This window comes from Roseinatronobacter sp. (assembly GCF_051859525.1).
Taxonomy (GTDB): domain Bacteria; phylum Pseudomonadota; class Alphaproteobacteria; order Rhodobacterales; family Rhodobacteraceae; genus Roseinatronobacter.
Window position 1 is genome coordinate 64,552 of record NZ_JBHYFM010000006.1, and the last position, 13,601, is coordinate 78,152.

Annotated in this window: 17 protein-coding genes; 11 read left to right on the forward strand and 6 right to left on the reverse strand. The window is 60.6% G+C overall.

Annotated elements, in window-relative coordinates:
- The first annotated feature begins 15 nt into the window (after positions 1-15).
- Positions 16-1,272 (forward strand): NAD(P)/FAD-dependent oxidoreductase, encoded by a 1,257-nt coding sequence (locus ACTIE1_RS07440; RefSeq protein WP_439560589.1) that lies wholly within the window; start codon positions 16-18, stop codon positions 1,270-1,272.
- Here the strand turns inward: ACTIE1_RS07440 and ACTIE1_RS07445 are convergent.
- Genes ACTIE1_RS07445 through ACTIE1_RS07455 form a run of 3 tightly spaced genes read right to left on the reverse strand, consistent with a single transcriptional unit; the run spans position 1,251 to position 3,299 of the window.
- On the reverse strand, positions 1,251-2,054 hold the full coding sequence (locus ACTIE1_RS07445; RefSeq protein ID WP_439561173.1) for a metal ABC transporter permease: 804 nt from the start codon (positions 2,052-2,054) through the stop codon (positions 1,251-1,253). The genes ACTIE1_RS07440 and ACTIE1_RS07445 overlap by 22 nt on opposite strands.
- Positions 2,044-2,784, reverse strand: coding sequence for a metal ABC transporter ATP-binding protein (locus ACTIE1_RS07450; RefSeq protein ID WP_439560590.1), 741 nt, complete (start codon positions 2,782-2,784; stop codon positions 2,044-2,046). The genes ACTIE1_RS07445 and ACTIE1_RS07450 overlap by 11 nt, the downstream gene beginning before the upstream one ends.
- Positions 2,781-3,299 carry a Fur family transcriptional regulator gene (locus tag ACTIE1_RS07455; protein ID WP_439560591.1) on the reverse strand — a complete coding sequence of 173 codons (519 nt, stop codon included), beginning with the start codon at positions 3,297-3,299 and terminating at the stop codon, positions 2,781-2,783. The genes ACTIE1_RS07450 and ACTIE1_RS07455 overlap by 4 nt, the downstream gene beginning before the upstream one ends.
- 70 nt (positions 3,300-3,369) lie before the next feature.
- Between ACTIE1_RS07455 and ACTIE1_RS07460 the strand changes: the two genes are divergently transcribed.
- The 7 genes from ACTIE1_RS07460 to ACTIE1_RS07490 all read left to right on the forward strand — a co-directional run bounded on the left by ACTIE1_RS07460 (position 3,370) and on the right by ACTIE1_RS07490 (position 8,168).
- Complete coding sequence (locus ACTIE1_RS07460) at positions 3,370-4,434, forward strand: zinc ABC transporter substrate-binding protein (protein WP_439563322.1); 1,065 nt, start codon at positions 3,370-3,372, stop codon at positions 4,432-4,434.
- 91 nt (positions 4,435-4,525) lie between these two features.
- Positions 4,526-5,479, forward strand: a complete 954-nt coding sequence (gene ispH / locus ACTIE1_RS07465; protein WP_439560593.1) for a 4-hydroxy-3-methylbut-2-enyl diphosphate reductase — start codon at positions 4,526-4,528, stop codon at positions 5,477-5,479.
- Positions 5,476-5,928 carry a DUF3429 domain-containing protein gene (locus ACTIE1_RS07470; protein WP_439560594.1) on the forward strand — a complete coding sequence of 151 codons (453 nt, stop codon included), beginning with the start codon at positions 5,476-5,478 and terminating at the stop codon, positions 5,926-5,928. Before ispH ends, ACTIE1_RS07470 begins: the two co-directional genes overlap by 4 nt.
- Before the next feature lie 37 nt (positions 5,929-5,965).
- Entirely contained in the window at positions 5,966-6,571 is a 606-nt protein-coding gene (locus ACTIE1_RS07475) for a glutathione S-transferase family protein (protein WP_439560595.1), read from the forward strand.
- A complete protein-coding gene (rnhA, locus tag ACTIE1_RS07480) occupies positions 6,568-7,035 on the forward strand; it encodes a ribonuclease HI (RefSeq protein WP_439560596.1) in 468 nt (155 codons plus the stop codon). Before ACTIE1_RS07475 ends, rnhA begins: the two co-directional genes overlap by 4 nt.
- Positions 7,032-7,655, forward strand: coding sequence for a trimeric intracellular cation channel family protein (locus ACTIE1_RS07485; RefSeq protein ID WP_439560597.1), 624 nt, complete (start codon positions 7,032-7,034; stop codon positions 7,653-7,655). Before rnhA ends, ACTIE1_RS07485 begins: the two co-directional genes overlap by 4 nt.
- Positions 7,656-7,712: 57 nt before the next feature.
- Positions 7,713-8,168 carry a DUF1499 domain-containing protein gene (locus tag ACTIE1_RS07490; protein ID WP_439560598.1) on the forward strand — a complete coding sequence of 152 codons (456 nt, stop codon included), beginning with the start codon at positions 7,713-7,715 and terminating at the stop codon, positions 8,166-8,168.
- Between the two features lie 52 nt (positions 8,169-8,220).
- Here ACTIE1_RS07490 and ACTIE1_RS07495 read toward each other — a convergent pair whose 3' ends face one another.
- The 3 genes from ACTIE1_RS07495 to ACTIE1_RS07505 all read right to left on the reverse strand — a co-directional run bounded on the left by ACTIE1_RS07495 (position 8,221) and on the right by ACTIE1_RS07505 (position 10,284).
- Positions 8,221-8,460: a GlsB/YeaQ/YmgE family stress response membrane protein gene (locus ACTIE1_RS07495; RefSeq protein ID WP_277803781.1), complete on the reverse strand. Its 240-nt coding sequence runs from the start codon at positions 8,458-8,460 to the stop codon at positions 8,221-8,223.
- Position 8,461: 1 nt separating this feature from the next.
- Positions 8,462-9,652: a 23S rRNA (adenine(2503)-C(2))-methyltransferase RlmN gene (gene rlmN / locus ACTIE1_RS07500; RefSeq protein WP_439560599.1), complete on the reverse strand. Its 1,191-nt coding sequence runs from the start codon at positions 9,650-9,652 to the stop codon at positions 8,462-8,464.
- Positions 9,653-9,744: 92 nt separating this feature from the next.
- On the reverse strand, positions 9,745-10,284 hold the full coding sequence (locus tag ACTIE1_RS07505; protein WP_439560600.1) for a hypothetical protein: 540 nt from the start codon (positions 10,282-10,284) through the stop codon (positions 9,745-9,747).
- A gap of 173 nt (positions 10,285-10,457) precedes the next feature.
- On the opposite strand from ACTIE1_RS07505, the gene ACTIE1_RS07510 reads away from it, so the two are divergent.
- From ACTIE1_RS07510 to ACTIE1_RS07520, 3 genes are all read left to right on the forward strand, one after another.
- Positions 10,458-11,468, forward strand: coding sequence for an asparaginase (locus tag ACTIE1_RS07510; RefSeq protein ID WP_439560601.1), 1,011 nt, complete (start codon positions 10,458-10,460; stop codon positions 11,466-11,468).
- A 123-nt stretch (positions 11,469-11,591) separates the two neighbouring features.
- Positions 11,592-11,933 carry a hypothetical protein gene (locus ACTIE1_RS07515; RefSeq protein WP_439560602.1) on the forward strand — a complete coding sequence of 114 codons (342 nt, stop codon included), beginning with the start codon at positions 11,592-11,594 and terminating at the stop codon, positions 11,931-11,933.
- Between the two features lie 191 nt (positions 11,934-12,124).
- Entirely contained in the window at positions 12,125-13,417 is a 1,293-nt protein-coding gene (locus ACTIE1_RS07520) for an O-acetylhomoserine aminocarboxypropyltransferase/cysteine synthase family protein (RefSeq protein ID WP_439560603.1), read from the forward strand.
- Positions 13,418-13,601: the final 184 nt, after the last annotated feature.

Genomic DNA, 13,601 nt, shown 5'->3' on the forward strand with positions numbered 1-13,601 from the left:
GGTTCCGCCGTCATCATGCAAGCCACGCCCCGCCCTGACACTTGTGAAATTGCCGTTATCGGTGCAGGCATCGTGGGGCTTTCGATTGCGCTGCGTCTGGCGGATCAGGGCCATGACGTGACACTTCTGGCCCCGATTGATGACGAGAGTGGCGCCTCCTACGGGAATGCCGGTGTCATTGCGGATTATGCGGTCATGCCGGTTGGCACACCTGATGTGTTGCGCAAGCTGCCGTCACTGCTGTTTGACCGCGACAGCCCCCTGTCCATCCGCAAGGCGGCCATCCTTGGCCTTGCCCCGTGGTTGCTGCGGTTCACGCGGGAATGCCTGCCTGCGCGCGCGGCTGAAAATGCACGCGCCATCGCCGCCTTGCTGGCCCCCACGCCTGCTGCATGGCGCGCATTTGCCGGACGGATCGGCGGGTTGGATTTGCTGAAGCCGAAAGGGTCGCTGTATCTGTTTGAAACACCCCGCGAGCAGCGCAATGCGGATTTCAGCTTGTCGCGCGCGCTGGGGGTGAACGTCGATATCATCGCTCGCGCGGAGTTGGGCCAGCTTGAACCCGGTCTGCCCGCGCATATCGGTCATGGTGCGGCATTCTTTCCCGATACCGTCACCCTGCAAGACCCGCGCGCCATGCTGCGCCTGCTGCGCGCGGCCGTCACCGATGCAGGGGTGCGTCATATCCCTGCACATATCACCGGACTGGCCCGCGATGGGGCGCAGGGACATGTCACGCTAAGCGGCGCTGATATCCGCCTGCATGCACGCAAGGTCATTCTGGCCGCAGGCGCGTGGTCCCGCGATCTTGCGCGGCAGGCAGGGGACAAGGTGCCGCTGGACACCGAACGCGGCTATCATCTGGAATATGATATGGCCGACCAGCCCCTGACCCGCCAGATGACACCCGTGTCGCGGGGGTTCTATTTCTGCCCTATGGCGGGGCGGTTACGGGTTGCGGGCACGGTGGAACTGGGCGGGCTGAATGCGCCTGCTGCGCCAAACCGCTGGGCGGTTATGGAACGCGGGGCGCGCGCCATATTTCCCGACCTGCCTGCACCCGACCGCCGCTGGATGGGCTGCCGCCCGTCCCTGCCGGATTCGCGCCCCGTTATCGGCCCGTCAGAACATGGCGCGGATGTGATTCACGCCTATGGGCACGGGCATCTGGGCCTGACGCTTGCGCCCGTCACCGCACAGATTGTCGCTGATCTGGTGGCAGGACGCATGCCCGCCATGGATATCGCCCCCTACCGTCCGGGCCGTTTCTGAACCAGCGCCGCCGCGAAGGTGAACAGCGCAAATATCAGCGCCGCCACCACCACGATTGACGGGCCGGACGGCGTGTCCTGCCACAGCGACAGTTGCAAGCCCCCCCAGACCGAAACACCCCCGATCGCAACCGCGCAAAGCGCCATCACTTCGGGTGTCCGCGCCAGATTACGGGCCGCAGCGGCAGGCACGATCAGCATGGCCGCGATCAGCAATGCCCCCACAATTTTCAGCGCCACCGCCACCACGACCGCCAGCGACAATGTCAGAACCATGCGTTCGCGCGCGGGGCTAAGGCCGGATGCATGGGCCAGATCCTCGTTCAGGGTGGCGGTCAGCAGGGCCGACCAGCGCCACAGGATAAGCCCCAGAACCAGAACCGACCCCGCCACGATGATCGCAAGATCCATCCGCGATACCGCCAGAATATCACCGAACAGATAAGCGGTCAGATCCACACGCACAGCAGGCAAGAACGACACCGCCACCAGACCGAAGGCCAGCGCGGAATGCGCCAGCACCCCCAGCGTGGTATCCATGGCCCAGCCGCGCCCTGCCATCACCGACACCACCATCGCCATCAGCAGGGCCACCACCAATGTCCCCACAAAGATGCTGATCTGGAACCCAAGCGCCAGTGCAACCCCCAGAATGGCGGCATGCGATGTGGCATCACCGAAATAGGCCATGCGCCGCCACACCACAAAACACCCCAACGGGCCGGTTGCCAGTGCCACCGCCAGCCCCGCCAGCAGCGCCCGCATCATGAAATCATCCAGCATGGGGGGCGTCTTCCTTGTGATGGTCATGGTCGTGATCATGCTGATGCTGGAACAGCGCCAGCGCGCCGCCCGTGCCCATGCCGAACAAGGCACGGTATTCGGGGGCCGCGCGCACGACATTGGGTGTCCCCTCGCAGCAGATATGCCCGTTGATGCACACCACCCTGTCAGACGCACTCATGACGACATGCAAATCATGGCTGACCGACAACACCGCGCACCCCGTGTCGCGGCGCACATCTTCAATCAGGCGGTAGAAGCTGGCAACACCGGGCTGGTCCAGACCCGCTGTCGGTTCATCCAGCATAAGAATGTCGGGCTGCATCAGCAGCGCCCGCGCCAGAAGCACGCGCTGGAACTGGCCGCCCGACAGCGTGGTCATGTTCTGACCCGCGACATCGGGCACGCCCACACGGTCCAGCACGCCGGCGATCTGGGCCGCGCTGCGCCGCACCGGCAGGGACAAAAACCGACGCACGGGCAATGGCAGGCCCGGATCAATATGCAGGTTTTGCGGAACATAGCCGACCTGAAGACCGCGTTTGCGCGTAACCTTGCCCTGCGTTGGCGCAACCACCCCCAGAAGGGCGCGCAGCATTGTTGTCTTGCCCGACCCGTTCGGGCCGACAATGGTCACTATCTCGCCCTTGGCGATGCTGAAATCAATGTCGAACAGCGCGCGCCGCCCGCCGTAATGCACGCAAACGCCGCTTGCCTGTATCAATGTCACGCAACAGTCCTTTGGTCGGCAGGTTTGCGGGCGACACAATTGCTGCATTGCCCCACAGCCTCGATCGTGGCGCGCGACAGGGCAAAGCCCATGTCCTGCGCCGCCGCGCCCAAGGCTGCCCCCACCGCATCGCTGGGCGCTTCTGTCACGCTTTCGCAGGTTTCGCAAATCAGGAAGGCGGCGCGGTGGTCATGGCCGGGATGGGCGCAGGCCGTAAAGGCGTTCAACCGGCGGATTCGATGCGCAAGGCCATTCTCGACAAGAAAGTTCAGTGCCCTGTAGGCCACGGGCGGCTGCGCGCCAAACCCGTCGGCGGCCAGTTTTTCCAGCACATCATAGGCCCCCAGCGCCCCATGCGCCTGCAACAATATCTCCAGCGTGCGCCTGCGCACCGGCGTTAAACGCAGCCCTTGCGACTTCACACGGGATTCCGCTTGCGACAGAATCGCCTGTGCTGGGGCGTGCCCGCTGTGGTCGGGGCAGCAAAAGGACCGGGATTCGGGGCTGTCTGCCATTCCATACGCCTTGACTGTTATGATATAACATAAGATATGTGTCAAAATACCATAACACAAGGAGATGACGATGCGCCACTCTCTCGCTTTGGCCTGCGCCATGATGGCCACACCACTTGCCGCCCATGATCTGAAGGTTGTGACCGACTTCCCGATCACCCATTCGCTTGTTGCGATGGTGCAGGGCGAGCATGGCAGCGCTGATCTGTTGCTGGACCGTGGCGGTGACCCGCATTCCTTCCAGTTGCGCCCCTCTCAGGCGCGCGCGCTGGCAGATGCAGATGTCATTTTCTGGGTTGGCGAGGAACTGACCCCATGGCTGGCCCGCGCCCTTGCGGGCACTGAAACCCGTGCGGACGTCGTGACGCTGCTGGACGCGGACGGGCTGGCCGTGCAGGATTTTGCACATGGCCACAGCCATGATGATCACGGTCATTCACATGACGACCACGGCCACAGCCACGATGATCACGGCCATTCACATGACGACCACGGCCACAGCCACGACGATCATGGGCATTCGCATGACGACCATGGCCACAGCCACGATGATCACGGCCATTCGCATGACGACCATGGCCACAGCCATGATGACCACGGTCATTCGCATGACGGGCTTGATCCGCATGCGTGGATGAATACGGGCAATGTCAAAATCTGGCTGGATGTCATTGCCGCTGAATTGTCAGAGCATGACCCCGACCATGCGGAAATCTATCTTGCCAATGCCGATGCCGCGAAATCACAGATTGCCGCGCTTGCGGATGAGCTGGCCGAAATCCTTGAACCCGTTGGCGCCGCCCCGTTGGTCATGTTCCATGATGCCTATGGCTATATGGCCAGCCAGTTCGGGCTGAACATCGCGGGGACAATCGCGCTGGGCGATGCGGCCGCCCCCGGCGCGCAGCGCCTAAGCGAATTGCGCGCGCAACTGCAAGACGATGGGGCCGTGTGCATCTTCCCTGAAACGAACCATTCATCGCGCTATATTGATACTGTGGTCGAAGGAACCGGCGTGCGTGTCGGTGCGGAACTGGACCCGGAGGGCGTGTTGCAAGAACCCGGCGCGGACCTCTATCCGGTCGTGATGCGCGGCATCGCGCAATCCATTGCCGATTGCGTATCGGGCGGCTGAACACGCCCTGCCCTGTCCGCGCGGCGCCCATTTGACTGGACGCCGCGCGGATGAATGTTTAGGTCTGGACCTAGCAACAGGACTGCCAGACATGACTGAAAAAACCGCACTGACCCTTTATCTGGCCGCGCCGCGCGGGTTTTGCGCAGGCGTGGACCGTGCCATCAAGATCGTGGAACTGGCGCTGGAAAAATATGGCGCACCCGTCTATGTGCGTCATGAAATCGTGCATAACAAATATGTGGTTGACGGGTTGCGCGCCAAAGGTGCGGTTTTTGTCGAAGAACTGGCCGACTGCCCCACCGACCGGCCCGTGATCTTTTCCGCGCATGGCGTGCCCAAATCCGTCCCCGAGGAAGCGCAAGCCCGCCAGATGCTGTATCTGGATGCGACCTGCCCGCTGGTCAGCAAAGTGCATATCGAGGCCGAACGCCACCACGCAAACGGGCTGCAAATGGTGATGATCGGCCATCAGGGCCACCCTGAAACCATTGGCACAATGGGGCAATTGCCCGAAGGCGAAGTGTTGCTTGTCGAAACAGCCGACGATGTGGCGAAATTGCATGTGCGCGACCCCGAAAAGCTGGCCTTCATCACGCAAACCACATTGTCGGTTGATGATACGGCCGGAATCGTCGCCGCCTTGCAGGCCCGTTTTCCCGCCATCATCGGACCGCATAAGGAAGATATATGCTATGCGACCACAAACCGGCAGGAAGCGGTCAAGGCGATTGCAGGCAGGATTGATGCGCTTTTGGTGATTGGCGCGCCCAATTCGTCGAATTCGCAACGCCTTGTCGAAGTGGGGCGCGCCAAGGGCTGCGCCTATGCGCAGCTTGTGCAACGCGCCACTGATATCGACTGGCGCGCATTGGCGGGGATTAACGCCATCGGGATCACGGCAGGCGCATCCGCGCCGGAGGATCTTGTCAATGAGGTGATTGACGCCTTCGCCGCGCGGTTTGATCTGACGGTTGAACTGGTCGAAACCGCGAAAGAGCGTGTTGAATTCAAGGTGCCCCGCGCGTTGCGGGAAACTGCATGAGCACAATTCCACGCCCTGCCCTGTATCTTGGCCTTGCGGGGCTGATGCCGTTCCTGTGGGGGGTGGTCACCTTGCTGTCGCCCGCATTGGCAGATGCGACACGCACCCTGATTGGCCCGCGGTTTTCCGGACATACGATTCTGACCGGTTATGGCGTGGTCATCCTGTGCTTCATGTCCGGTGTGCTGTGGGGGTTTGCCGCGCGCGGGCGCGGCGGCAGTTGGTCGGGCTATGTGCTGTCGGTTGCACCTGCGTTATGGGCGTTCTTTTTCGTGGGCGGTCCGGTTGCGCAATCGCTGAATGCGTTGATCACCGGCTTTGTCGTGTTGCTGGTCATTGACTTTCGCTTCGCGCTTTGGGGTCTGACACCGCGCTGGTGGATGCGCCTTCGCCTGATTTTGACATCGGGCGTTGTGGCCTGTCTGGCCTTGGGGCTTTGGTTGGTCTAAGACTTCCACAGCACACGCTTTTCAGGAAACCGCGCCCATGATCCTTTATTCCATGCCCTCATCCGGCAACAGCTATAAGGTGCGTCTGCTGCTGGCGCTTCTGGGGCGCGATGATGTCACAATCATTGATGTAGAAGACCAATCCGATGCGTTGGCACAGGCCAAACAGAAACACCGCCTGCCCTTCGGCAAGGCCCCCGTGCTGATGCTGGACGATGGCACGCTTTTGCCGGAATCAAACGCCCTCCTGTGCTATCTGGGCGAAGGCAGTCGTTTCATTCCACAAGACGCGGTTGCACGCACGCAAATGCTGGGCTGGATGTTTTGGGAGCAAAACCAGCATGAGGGCGTGATTGCCGTGCGCGCGTCCCTGCGCTGCTACGCGCACCGGCGCGCACTGGCCACGCCCGAACGCATGGCGGAGTTGCTGGAACGCGGCCATGACCTGTTGCAGATTATGGAAAACCGTCTGGCCACGCGCGACTGGCTGGTGGGGAATGATCCCACCCTCGCGGATATTTGCCTGTTCGCCTATACACACACTGCCGGCAGTCGCGGGGGCTTCGATATGTCGCGGTTCGGGGCAATCAACGCATGGATTGACCGGATCACACAACTTGACGGATACAAGGGGCGGGTATGACAGAACTTGTGGCCTATACGGATGGCGCGTGTTCCGGCAATCCCGGCCCCGGCGGCTGGGGCGTGTTGTTGCGCGCCTATCAGGGTGAAACCGTGGTCAAGGAACGCGAACTCTCTGGCGGCGAAGGCGATACAACAAACAACCGTATGGAACTGATGGCCGCCATTTCCGCGCTGGAAGTGCTGGGCCGCCCCAGCACTGTCACCATTGTCACCGACAGCGCCTATGTGAAAAACGGCGTCACCAGCTGGATACATAGCTGGAAACGCAACGGATGGCGCACCGCTGACCGCAAGCCGGTCAAGAATGCAGAACTGTGGCAACGGCTGGATGATGCACAAGCGCGCCACAGCGTGACGTGGAAATGGGTCAAGGGCCATGCGGGCCACCCTGAAAACGAACGCGCGGACGCCCTGGCGCGCGCGGGCATGGCCCCGTTCAAGCCAGGCAAGGCCACGACATGACGCTTGTGCAGGGGCTGGATTACGCGGCGGTGTTCATATTTGGCCTGACGGGCGCACTTGCGGCCAGCCGTGCACAGCTGGATATTGTGGGCTTTATCTTTCTGGCATGTTTGACAGCCGTGGGCGGCGGCACGCTGCGTGATGTGCTTCTGAATCGTGATCAGGTGTTCTGGATTGCCGATGCGGGCATGATCCTGTCGGCCAGCATTGCGGCGGTTATTGTTTTCTTCACTGCGCATTTGCTGGAATCGCGGTTGCGCACACTGGAATGGCTGGACGCGCTGGCGCTGGCGGTGGCCGTGCCGGCGGGTGTGGGCGTTGCCATGGCGCTGGGGCAGGACTGGCCGGTCGTGCTGATCATGGGGGTGGCGACGGGCACATTTGGCGGGTTGATGCGTGATGTGGTGTGCAATGAAGTGCCGCTGATTCTGAAGAAGGGCGAGCTTTATGCCTCGGCGGCGCTTGCGGGCGCTGTGGCGGCTGTCATAACGGCGGCTGTGACCGACACAAGCCTGATCATTCTGCTGGTCTGCGGCGTTACAACATTCGCTTTGCGTATCGGGTCCATGCTGTTCGGATGGTGCCTGCCCGTCTATAAAAGCCACCCGCCCAAACAGTAACCACGCCATATGCGTCATGTTGTTTTGCAGGGCGCATAAGTTAAATTCGGGGGACGTATGATCAAATTGGCAGCGCTGGTCACCTTGGCCCTTGCAGCGTCCATCATGGGATATGTGTGGCTTGCGCCCAGTGATCCCGCGCGCTGGCACGAAGACCCGCGCCTTGTGGCGCGCCCTGCACGCCCGAATTTCTATCTGGTGCGCATGGTCGGCGGGGATGCCATGCCGCATGTGTTCCAGATGGGGGTTCAGGATCTGGCCGCAAGGCTGGATGCCATCGCACGGGCGGACGGGGGAAAACTGATTGGCGGGTCAGTGGCATCAGGGCATATGACATACCTGACACGGTCGCCGGTAATGGGGTTTCCTGACTACACATCAGTCCTTATTGAACCCGCAGGCGACGGCGCGATGGTTCTGGTCTTTGCGCGTGCGCGCTTCGGGCATTCCGACATGGGGGCCAACCGGGCTCGCACGGAACGGTGGCTTAAGGCGTTACAGGACAATGGCTAAGGTAATTCAAAGTGCGAAGACCGCGTCATAACGCATTGAATACGCTTGCCCGTTACCGTCTACCTTGCCAGACCTGATACAGCCACAGCAACGCAAGCGACCCCAGAAGCGCCAGCACGAACCCGCCAACCCAACCGGCAGATGTCATCAGAAAGCGAAATCCAAGCCCACCGATAACCGCGCCCAGAATGCCGATGACCATGGCGGTCGGCAAATCGGTGTTCATGCGCATCAGACGGGTTGCAAGAACCCCCGCCAATGCCCCCAGAACGACAAGCGCAACAACAGGCATTTCAGGCGTCCTGACCATTCGCAAGCTGCGCTGCAATTTCCGCACGCGACTTGCGCCCGCGTTCGGTCGCGGATTTCAACTGCCCGCAGGCTGCCATGATATCCTCGCCGCGGGGGGTGCGGATGGGGCTTGCATATCCTGCCTTGTGAACAATGTCGGAAAACGCCTCGATCCGCGCCCAGTCACTGCGCTGATAGGGTGCGCCGGGCCATTCGTTGAACGGGATCAGGTTGATCTTGGCGGGGATTCCCGCAATCAGCTTGACCAGACGGCGCGCATCCGCATCAGAATCATTCACATCCTTCAGCATGACATATTCAAACGTGATACGTTCTGAATTTGACAGGCGCGGATATTCCCGCAATGCGTCCAACAACGTGTTGATATTCCAGCGTTTATTGATGGGGACCAGCTTGTCGCGCACCTCATCCGTGGTTGCGTGAAAACTGATCGCCAACAGGCAGCCGATTTCCTGTGCCGTGCGTGCAATTTCGGGCACCACACCCGAAGTGGACAAGGTGATCCGGCGGCGCGAGATGGACAGACCTTCGCCATCCATGGTGATTTTCATCGCATCGCGGACATTGTCAAAATTGTACAACGGCTCACCCATGCCCATCAGCACAACATTGCTGACTAGGCGCGTTTCATCCTTTGGCGCGCCGGGTTCGGGCCATTCGTTCAGATCGTCGCGCGCCACCAGAACCTGTCCCACGATTTCCGCGGCCGTCAGGTTCCGCACCAGTTTCTGGGTGCCGGTATGGCAGAACGAACATGTCAGCGTGCACCCGACTTGCGAGGAAATACAAAGTGTTCCACGGCTTTCTTCAGGTATGTAGACGGCCTCGACCTCGTGTCCGCCGGCAATACGCAGCAGGTATTTTCGCGTTCCGTCATCCGATATCTGGCGCGTCACAATTTCCGGCTGCGCAATTTCAAAATGCTCTGCAAGCAAGACGCGATAGGCTTTTGCCAAATTCGTCATGGCCGCGAAATCCTGAACACCCCAATGGTAGATCCATTGCCAGATCTGGCCGACACGCATTTTGGCCTGACGCTCGGGCGTGCCGATCTGCACCAGTGCATCGGCCATTTGGGCGCGCGTCAGCCCCACAAGATTGCGTTTGCCCCCCTCTTGCAGGCGGCGCGGAATGGTCACGACATCCTGCGTGATCGGGGCTGAGACGGGCATGTTGGGCATCCTTGGCGGTAATCTTTGACCAGATATAACAAAACCGCCCGGAATTTACAGCCCGGGCGGTTGAATTCGGTGGTACTGCTGTGTCAGTCAGCGCATTGACGCTGTGCTTCTTCGGTCGATGCGGTGAATCCGAACAGCGAAAATGTATCTTGTGTGTTTGTCCCGCGCGAGGACCGCGCATTCAGAACCGCGTCAGACCCTGCACGCATGGCCGCGAAAATCCGCTGGTCTTCTTCCGGTGAACCAGCCCATGCCCATTCCCCTTCGACAAACAACTGGAATTCATTGCTGCCGATGGTCACATTCACCGTGGAATCGGGTGCAAACGGGTAGCCGCCGGTGAAGGATATCTGTGGCGCCCCGCTTCCGCCGCGATAGGTTGCGAACAACAAGATATCGCCGCGCCGCACCTCGACAGGTGAGCCGCCACGGGTATTCAGGGTTTCACGCGGGGCCGAGACTGCCCAGCATTCCTTTGGTTCTTCTTCCACGAAAACGCTCCAGGCCGTGTCAGCGGCAACGCGGTTTGTGGATTCCTGCGCGTGTGCGTCATTCGCGAACCCGCCCGCACACATCATCGCCGCACATGCGAGAGTCGTTCCGTTCAGCCGTTTCAACGCCATCTGCTTTCTTGCCTCCACTTGGTCCGGGCTTTAGACTGGTATTCGCGCAATCAGGTTGCGCAAGGCCCTAGCGCCTTTTATCGCCAAGGGTCCGGAATTTCAAAGCCCTCATCGCAAAAAATCGCGCAGGCGTGAATTCTTCCTGCCGCCAGATCACGGAATTGAGCAACAAAATGCCGAAACCCACCCAGATCCATGACCACGCAGTCCCCTTGATCGAACTTTGGCGCAGTGATTTGCTTGAAAGTGTGCATTTCGGGCATGCCGTGGTCATGCGCCCCAATGGCGAGATCGTCGAAAGCTGGGGCCAGCCGGATGCGCTGATCTATCCGCGATCCAGTTGCAAGATGATCCAGGCCCTGCCGCTGATCGAAAGCGGCGCGGGGCGCGATCTTGGCAGCGCACACCTGGCGCTGGCCTGCGCGTCCCATCAGGGGGCGGGAATTCATGTGCAGGGCGTGGCGCGCTGGCTGTCCGAGCTTGGACTGGCAGAAGGTGACCTGCGCTGCGGCACGCAGGCGGCCGAAGACATCGACGAACGCAACCGGCTGGTTCTAGACCACGAATCGCCCTGCCAGTTGCATAATAACTGCTCGGGCAAACATGCAGGGTTCCTGACGCTGAACCGCCATCTTGGCGGTGGGGCGGAATATGTGGAGGTGGACCACCCCGTCCAGCGCGCCGTGCGCCTTGCGTTTGAGGAGGTCACGGGCATGACATCGCCACATTACGGTATTGACGGCTGTTCGGCCCCGAATTTTGCCACCAGCGTGCAGGGGCTGGCGCTGGCCATGGCCAGATTTGCGGCGGCGTCCGACACGGGCGATGCGCGTGCGCGCGCCATGGTTGCGCTGCGCGATGCAATGATGCGCCACCCCGATCTTGTGGCCGGTGAAACCCGCGCCTGCACAGAGTTGATGCGCGCAATGGGTGGCAGGGCGGCAGTCAAAACCGGTGCCGAGGCTGTTTTCGTGGCGATTCTGCCCCAATCCGGATTGGGAATCGCGCTGAAAATCATTGATGGCGGTGTCCGTGCCGCAGAAGCCGCCATTACGGCCTTGCTGATACGCCACGGTGCGCTTGATCCGGACCATCCTGTCGTCGCGCGCTATCTGGGGCCAATGAAGAACCGGCGCGGGCTGATTGTCGGACAGACGCGCTGTGCGCCGGAATTCCTGCAATAACCGCGCCTGATCCTTGTGCAGCTGCAAGAAATGCGCCGCATCGCGGCATCAACACTTTGCGACAGCACGGCCAGCCGCTAGGATCGGATATCACGCAAGATTATAGCAAAGGGATTGCAGGCAATGTTCAAGTTTCTGTTCGGCAGGGCGTCAAAAACACCGGAAGTCGTTGTTCGGGAAACGCAGCGTGAAACCGTTGCCCGCGCCTTGCGTGAACTGAATGATGTGCTGACAACCCTAAGCCCGCGGGCCGGTATTCATGTCGACCTGCAAAGCGGCACATTGTCGGTGGACCTGCCGGATCAGATGCCGGACGAGGCAAAGGCCCTGCCCGCCCCGGACAAGCAAACCACGGACAAGCCATCCCCAGACAAGTCCGCCACGGACATGACAACCCCTGACAGAACGGGCGCAGCAGATCATGACGCGCCGGCAGCGAACAAGGCCCCCCCGCAGGTTCCCTGATGACATGCAGGCGCCCGTGGCGTTTGGCGCGGCGTTTGGCAGGGCGTTTGCAAATTCGCAGCCTGCCCCGCCCGCGCGGCGGCCTGCCGCAATAACTTTGCCCTTGGTCCGTGATTGGCGGGCGCGATGCTTGCACGGCGCTGCGCACTGTCGTAGCGTTCGGCAAACACATAGCGCAAAGGACTGATATCATGGCCGATACACCCGCAGGTTTCGATACATTGCAAATCCACGCAGGGGCGCGGCCCGATCCTGCAACCGGCGCGCGGCAGGTGCCCATCTATCAATCCACGGCATTTGTGTTCCGCGATACGGATCACGCAGCAGCGCTGTTCAACCTGCAAGAGGTGGGCTACATCTACTCCCGCCTGACCAACCCGACAGTTTCGGCATTGCAGGAACGCATGGCCACGCTGGAGGGGGGCGCAGGCGCGATTTGCGTGGCATCAGGACATTCGGCCCAGATTCTGGCGCTTTTCCCGCTGATGGGCCCGGGGTTGAATATCGTGGCCTCGAACCGGCTGTATGGTGGAACGGTCACGCAATTCAGCCAGACCATCCGGCGGTTTGGCTGGTCGGCCACATTCGTGGATTTCGATGATCTGGACGCACTGGACGCGGCGATTGATGAAAACACCCGCGCGGTATTTTGCGAATCCATCGCCAATCCGGGCGGGTATATCACCGATCTGGATGCCGTCTCGGCAATCTCTGAAAAACATGGCATTCCGCTGATTGTCGATAACACAACCGCCACCCCCTATCTGTGCCGCCCGATTGAGCATGGCGCGACACTGGTTGTGCATTCCATGACAAAATACCTGACGGGTAATGGCACGGTCACCGGCGGTTGCATCATTGATTCGGGCAAATTTGACTGGTCCGCGAATGACAAGTTTCCATCCCTGTCGCAGCCGGAACCTGCCTATCACGGGTTGAAATTTCACGAAACTTTCGGGCCGCTGTCCTTTACCTTCCATTCCATCGCGGTCGGTCTGCGCGATCTTGGGATGACGCTGAACCCGCAGGCGGCACATTATACGCTGATGGGTATTGAAACCCTGTCCCTGCGCATGGACCGACACTGCGAAAACGCGCTAAAGGTTGCACAATGGCTGGAAGCGGACCCCCGTGTGGCCAATGTGACCTATGCAGGCCTGCCATCATCCCCCTATCACGGACGGATGGCGGCAATCTGTCCCAAAGGGGCGTCATCATTGTTCACATTCGCGCTGAAGGACGGGTATGAGGCCTGCGTGAAAGTGATTAACGCGGTAGAACTGTTCAGCCATGTGGCGAATCTGGGGGACACGCGGTCCTTGATCATCCATTCCGCCTCGACCACGCACAGGCAGTTGTCGGAAGCGCAACAGATCGCCGCAGGCGCAGCGCCCAATGTCATCCGGCTGTCGGTCGGGCTGGAAAACCCCGAAGACCTGATTGCCGATCTGGATCAGGCTATGACCAAAGCCTGCGCATCCTAGAAGCGTGCCAGGACTGCGACCTTTCGGAGAAGGCAACCACCTTGCCTGCATGGCATCCGAAAGGTCGCGTTTGCGCATACCGTGTTTTGTCCACAAGGAAATCATGCTATTTTTATGCCGGTTGCGCTGCGGGCCACCGATCGGGTGATTTTCATGCACAAATCTTGGCGATTTTTCGCTATTG

Coding starts and splice junctions, on each gene's coding strand:
- ACTIE1_RS07440 (WP_439560589.1), top strand. CDS start 16: ATGCAAGCCACGCCCCGCCCTGACACTTGTGAAATTGCCGTTATCGGT.
- ACTIE1_RS07445 (WP_439561173.1), bottom strand. CDS start 2,054: ATGCTGGATGATTTCATGATGCGGGCGCTGCTGGCGGGGCTGGCGGTG.
- ACTIE1_RS07455 (WP_439560591.1), bottom strand. CDS start 3,299: ATGGCAGACAGCCCCGAATCCCGGTCCTTTTGCTGCCCCGACCACAGC.
- ACTIE1_RS07460 (WP_439563322.1), top strand. CDS start 3,370: ATGCGCCACTCTCTCGCTTTGGCCTGCGCCATGATGGCCACACCACTT.
- ispH (WP_439560593.1), top strand. CDS start 4,526: ATGACTGAAAAAACCGCACTGACCCTTTATCTGGCCGCGCCGCGCGGG.
- ACTIE1_RS07470 (WP_439560594.1), top strand. CDS start 5,476: ATGAGCACAATTCCACGCCCTGCCCTGTATCTTGGCCTTGCGGGGCTG.
- ACTIE1_RS07475 (WP_439560595.1), top strand. CDS start 5,966: ATGATCCTTTATTCCATGCCCTCATCCGGCAACAGCTATAAGGTGCGT.
- rnhA (WP_439560596.1), top strand. CDS start 6,568: ATGACAGAACTTGTGGCCTATACGGATGGCGCGTGTTCCGGCAATCCC.
- ACTIE1_RS07485 (WP_439560597.1), top strand. CDS start 7,032: ATGACGCTTGTGCAGGGGCTGGATTACGCGGCGGTGTTCATATTTGGC.
- ACTIE1_RS07490 (WP_439560598.1), top strand. CDS start 7,713: ATGATCAAATTGGCAGCGCTGGTCACCTTGGCCCTTGCAGCGTCCATC.
- ACTIE1_RS07495 (WP_277803781.1), bottom strand. CDS start 8,460: ATGCCTGTTGTTGCGCTTGTCGTTCTGGGGGCATTGGCGGGGGTTCTT.
- rlmN (WP_439560599.1), bottom strand. CDS start 9,652: ATGCCCGTCTCAGCCCCGATCACGCAGGATGTCGTGACCATTCCGCGC.
- ACTIE1_RS07505 (WP_439560600.1), bottom strand. CDS start 10,284: ATGGCGTTGAAACGGCTGAACGGAACGACTCTCGCATGTGCGGCGATG.
- ACTIE1_RS07510 (WP_439560601.1), top strand. CDS start 10,458: ATGCCGAAACCCACCCAGATCCATGACCACGCAGTCCCCTTGATCGAA.
- ACTIE1_RS07515 (WP_439560602.1), top strand. CDS start 11,592: ATGTTCAAGTTTCTGTTCGGCAGGGCGTCAAAAACACCGGAAGTCGTT.
- ACTIE1_RS07520 (WP_439560603.1), top strand. CDS start 12,125: ATGGCCGATACACCCGCAGGTTTCGATACATTGCAAATCCACGCAGGG.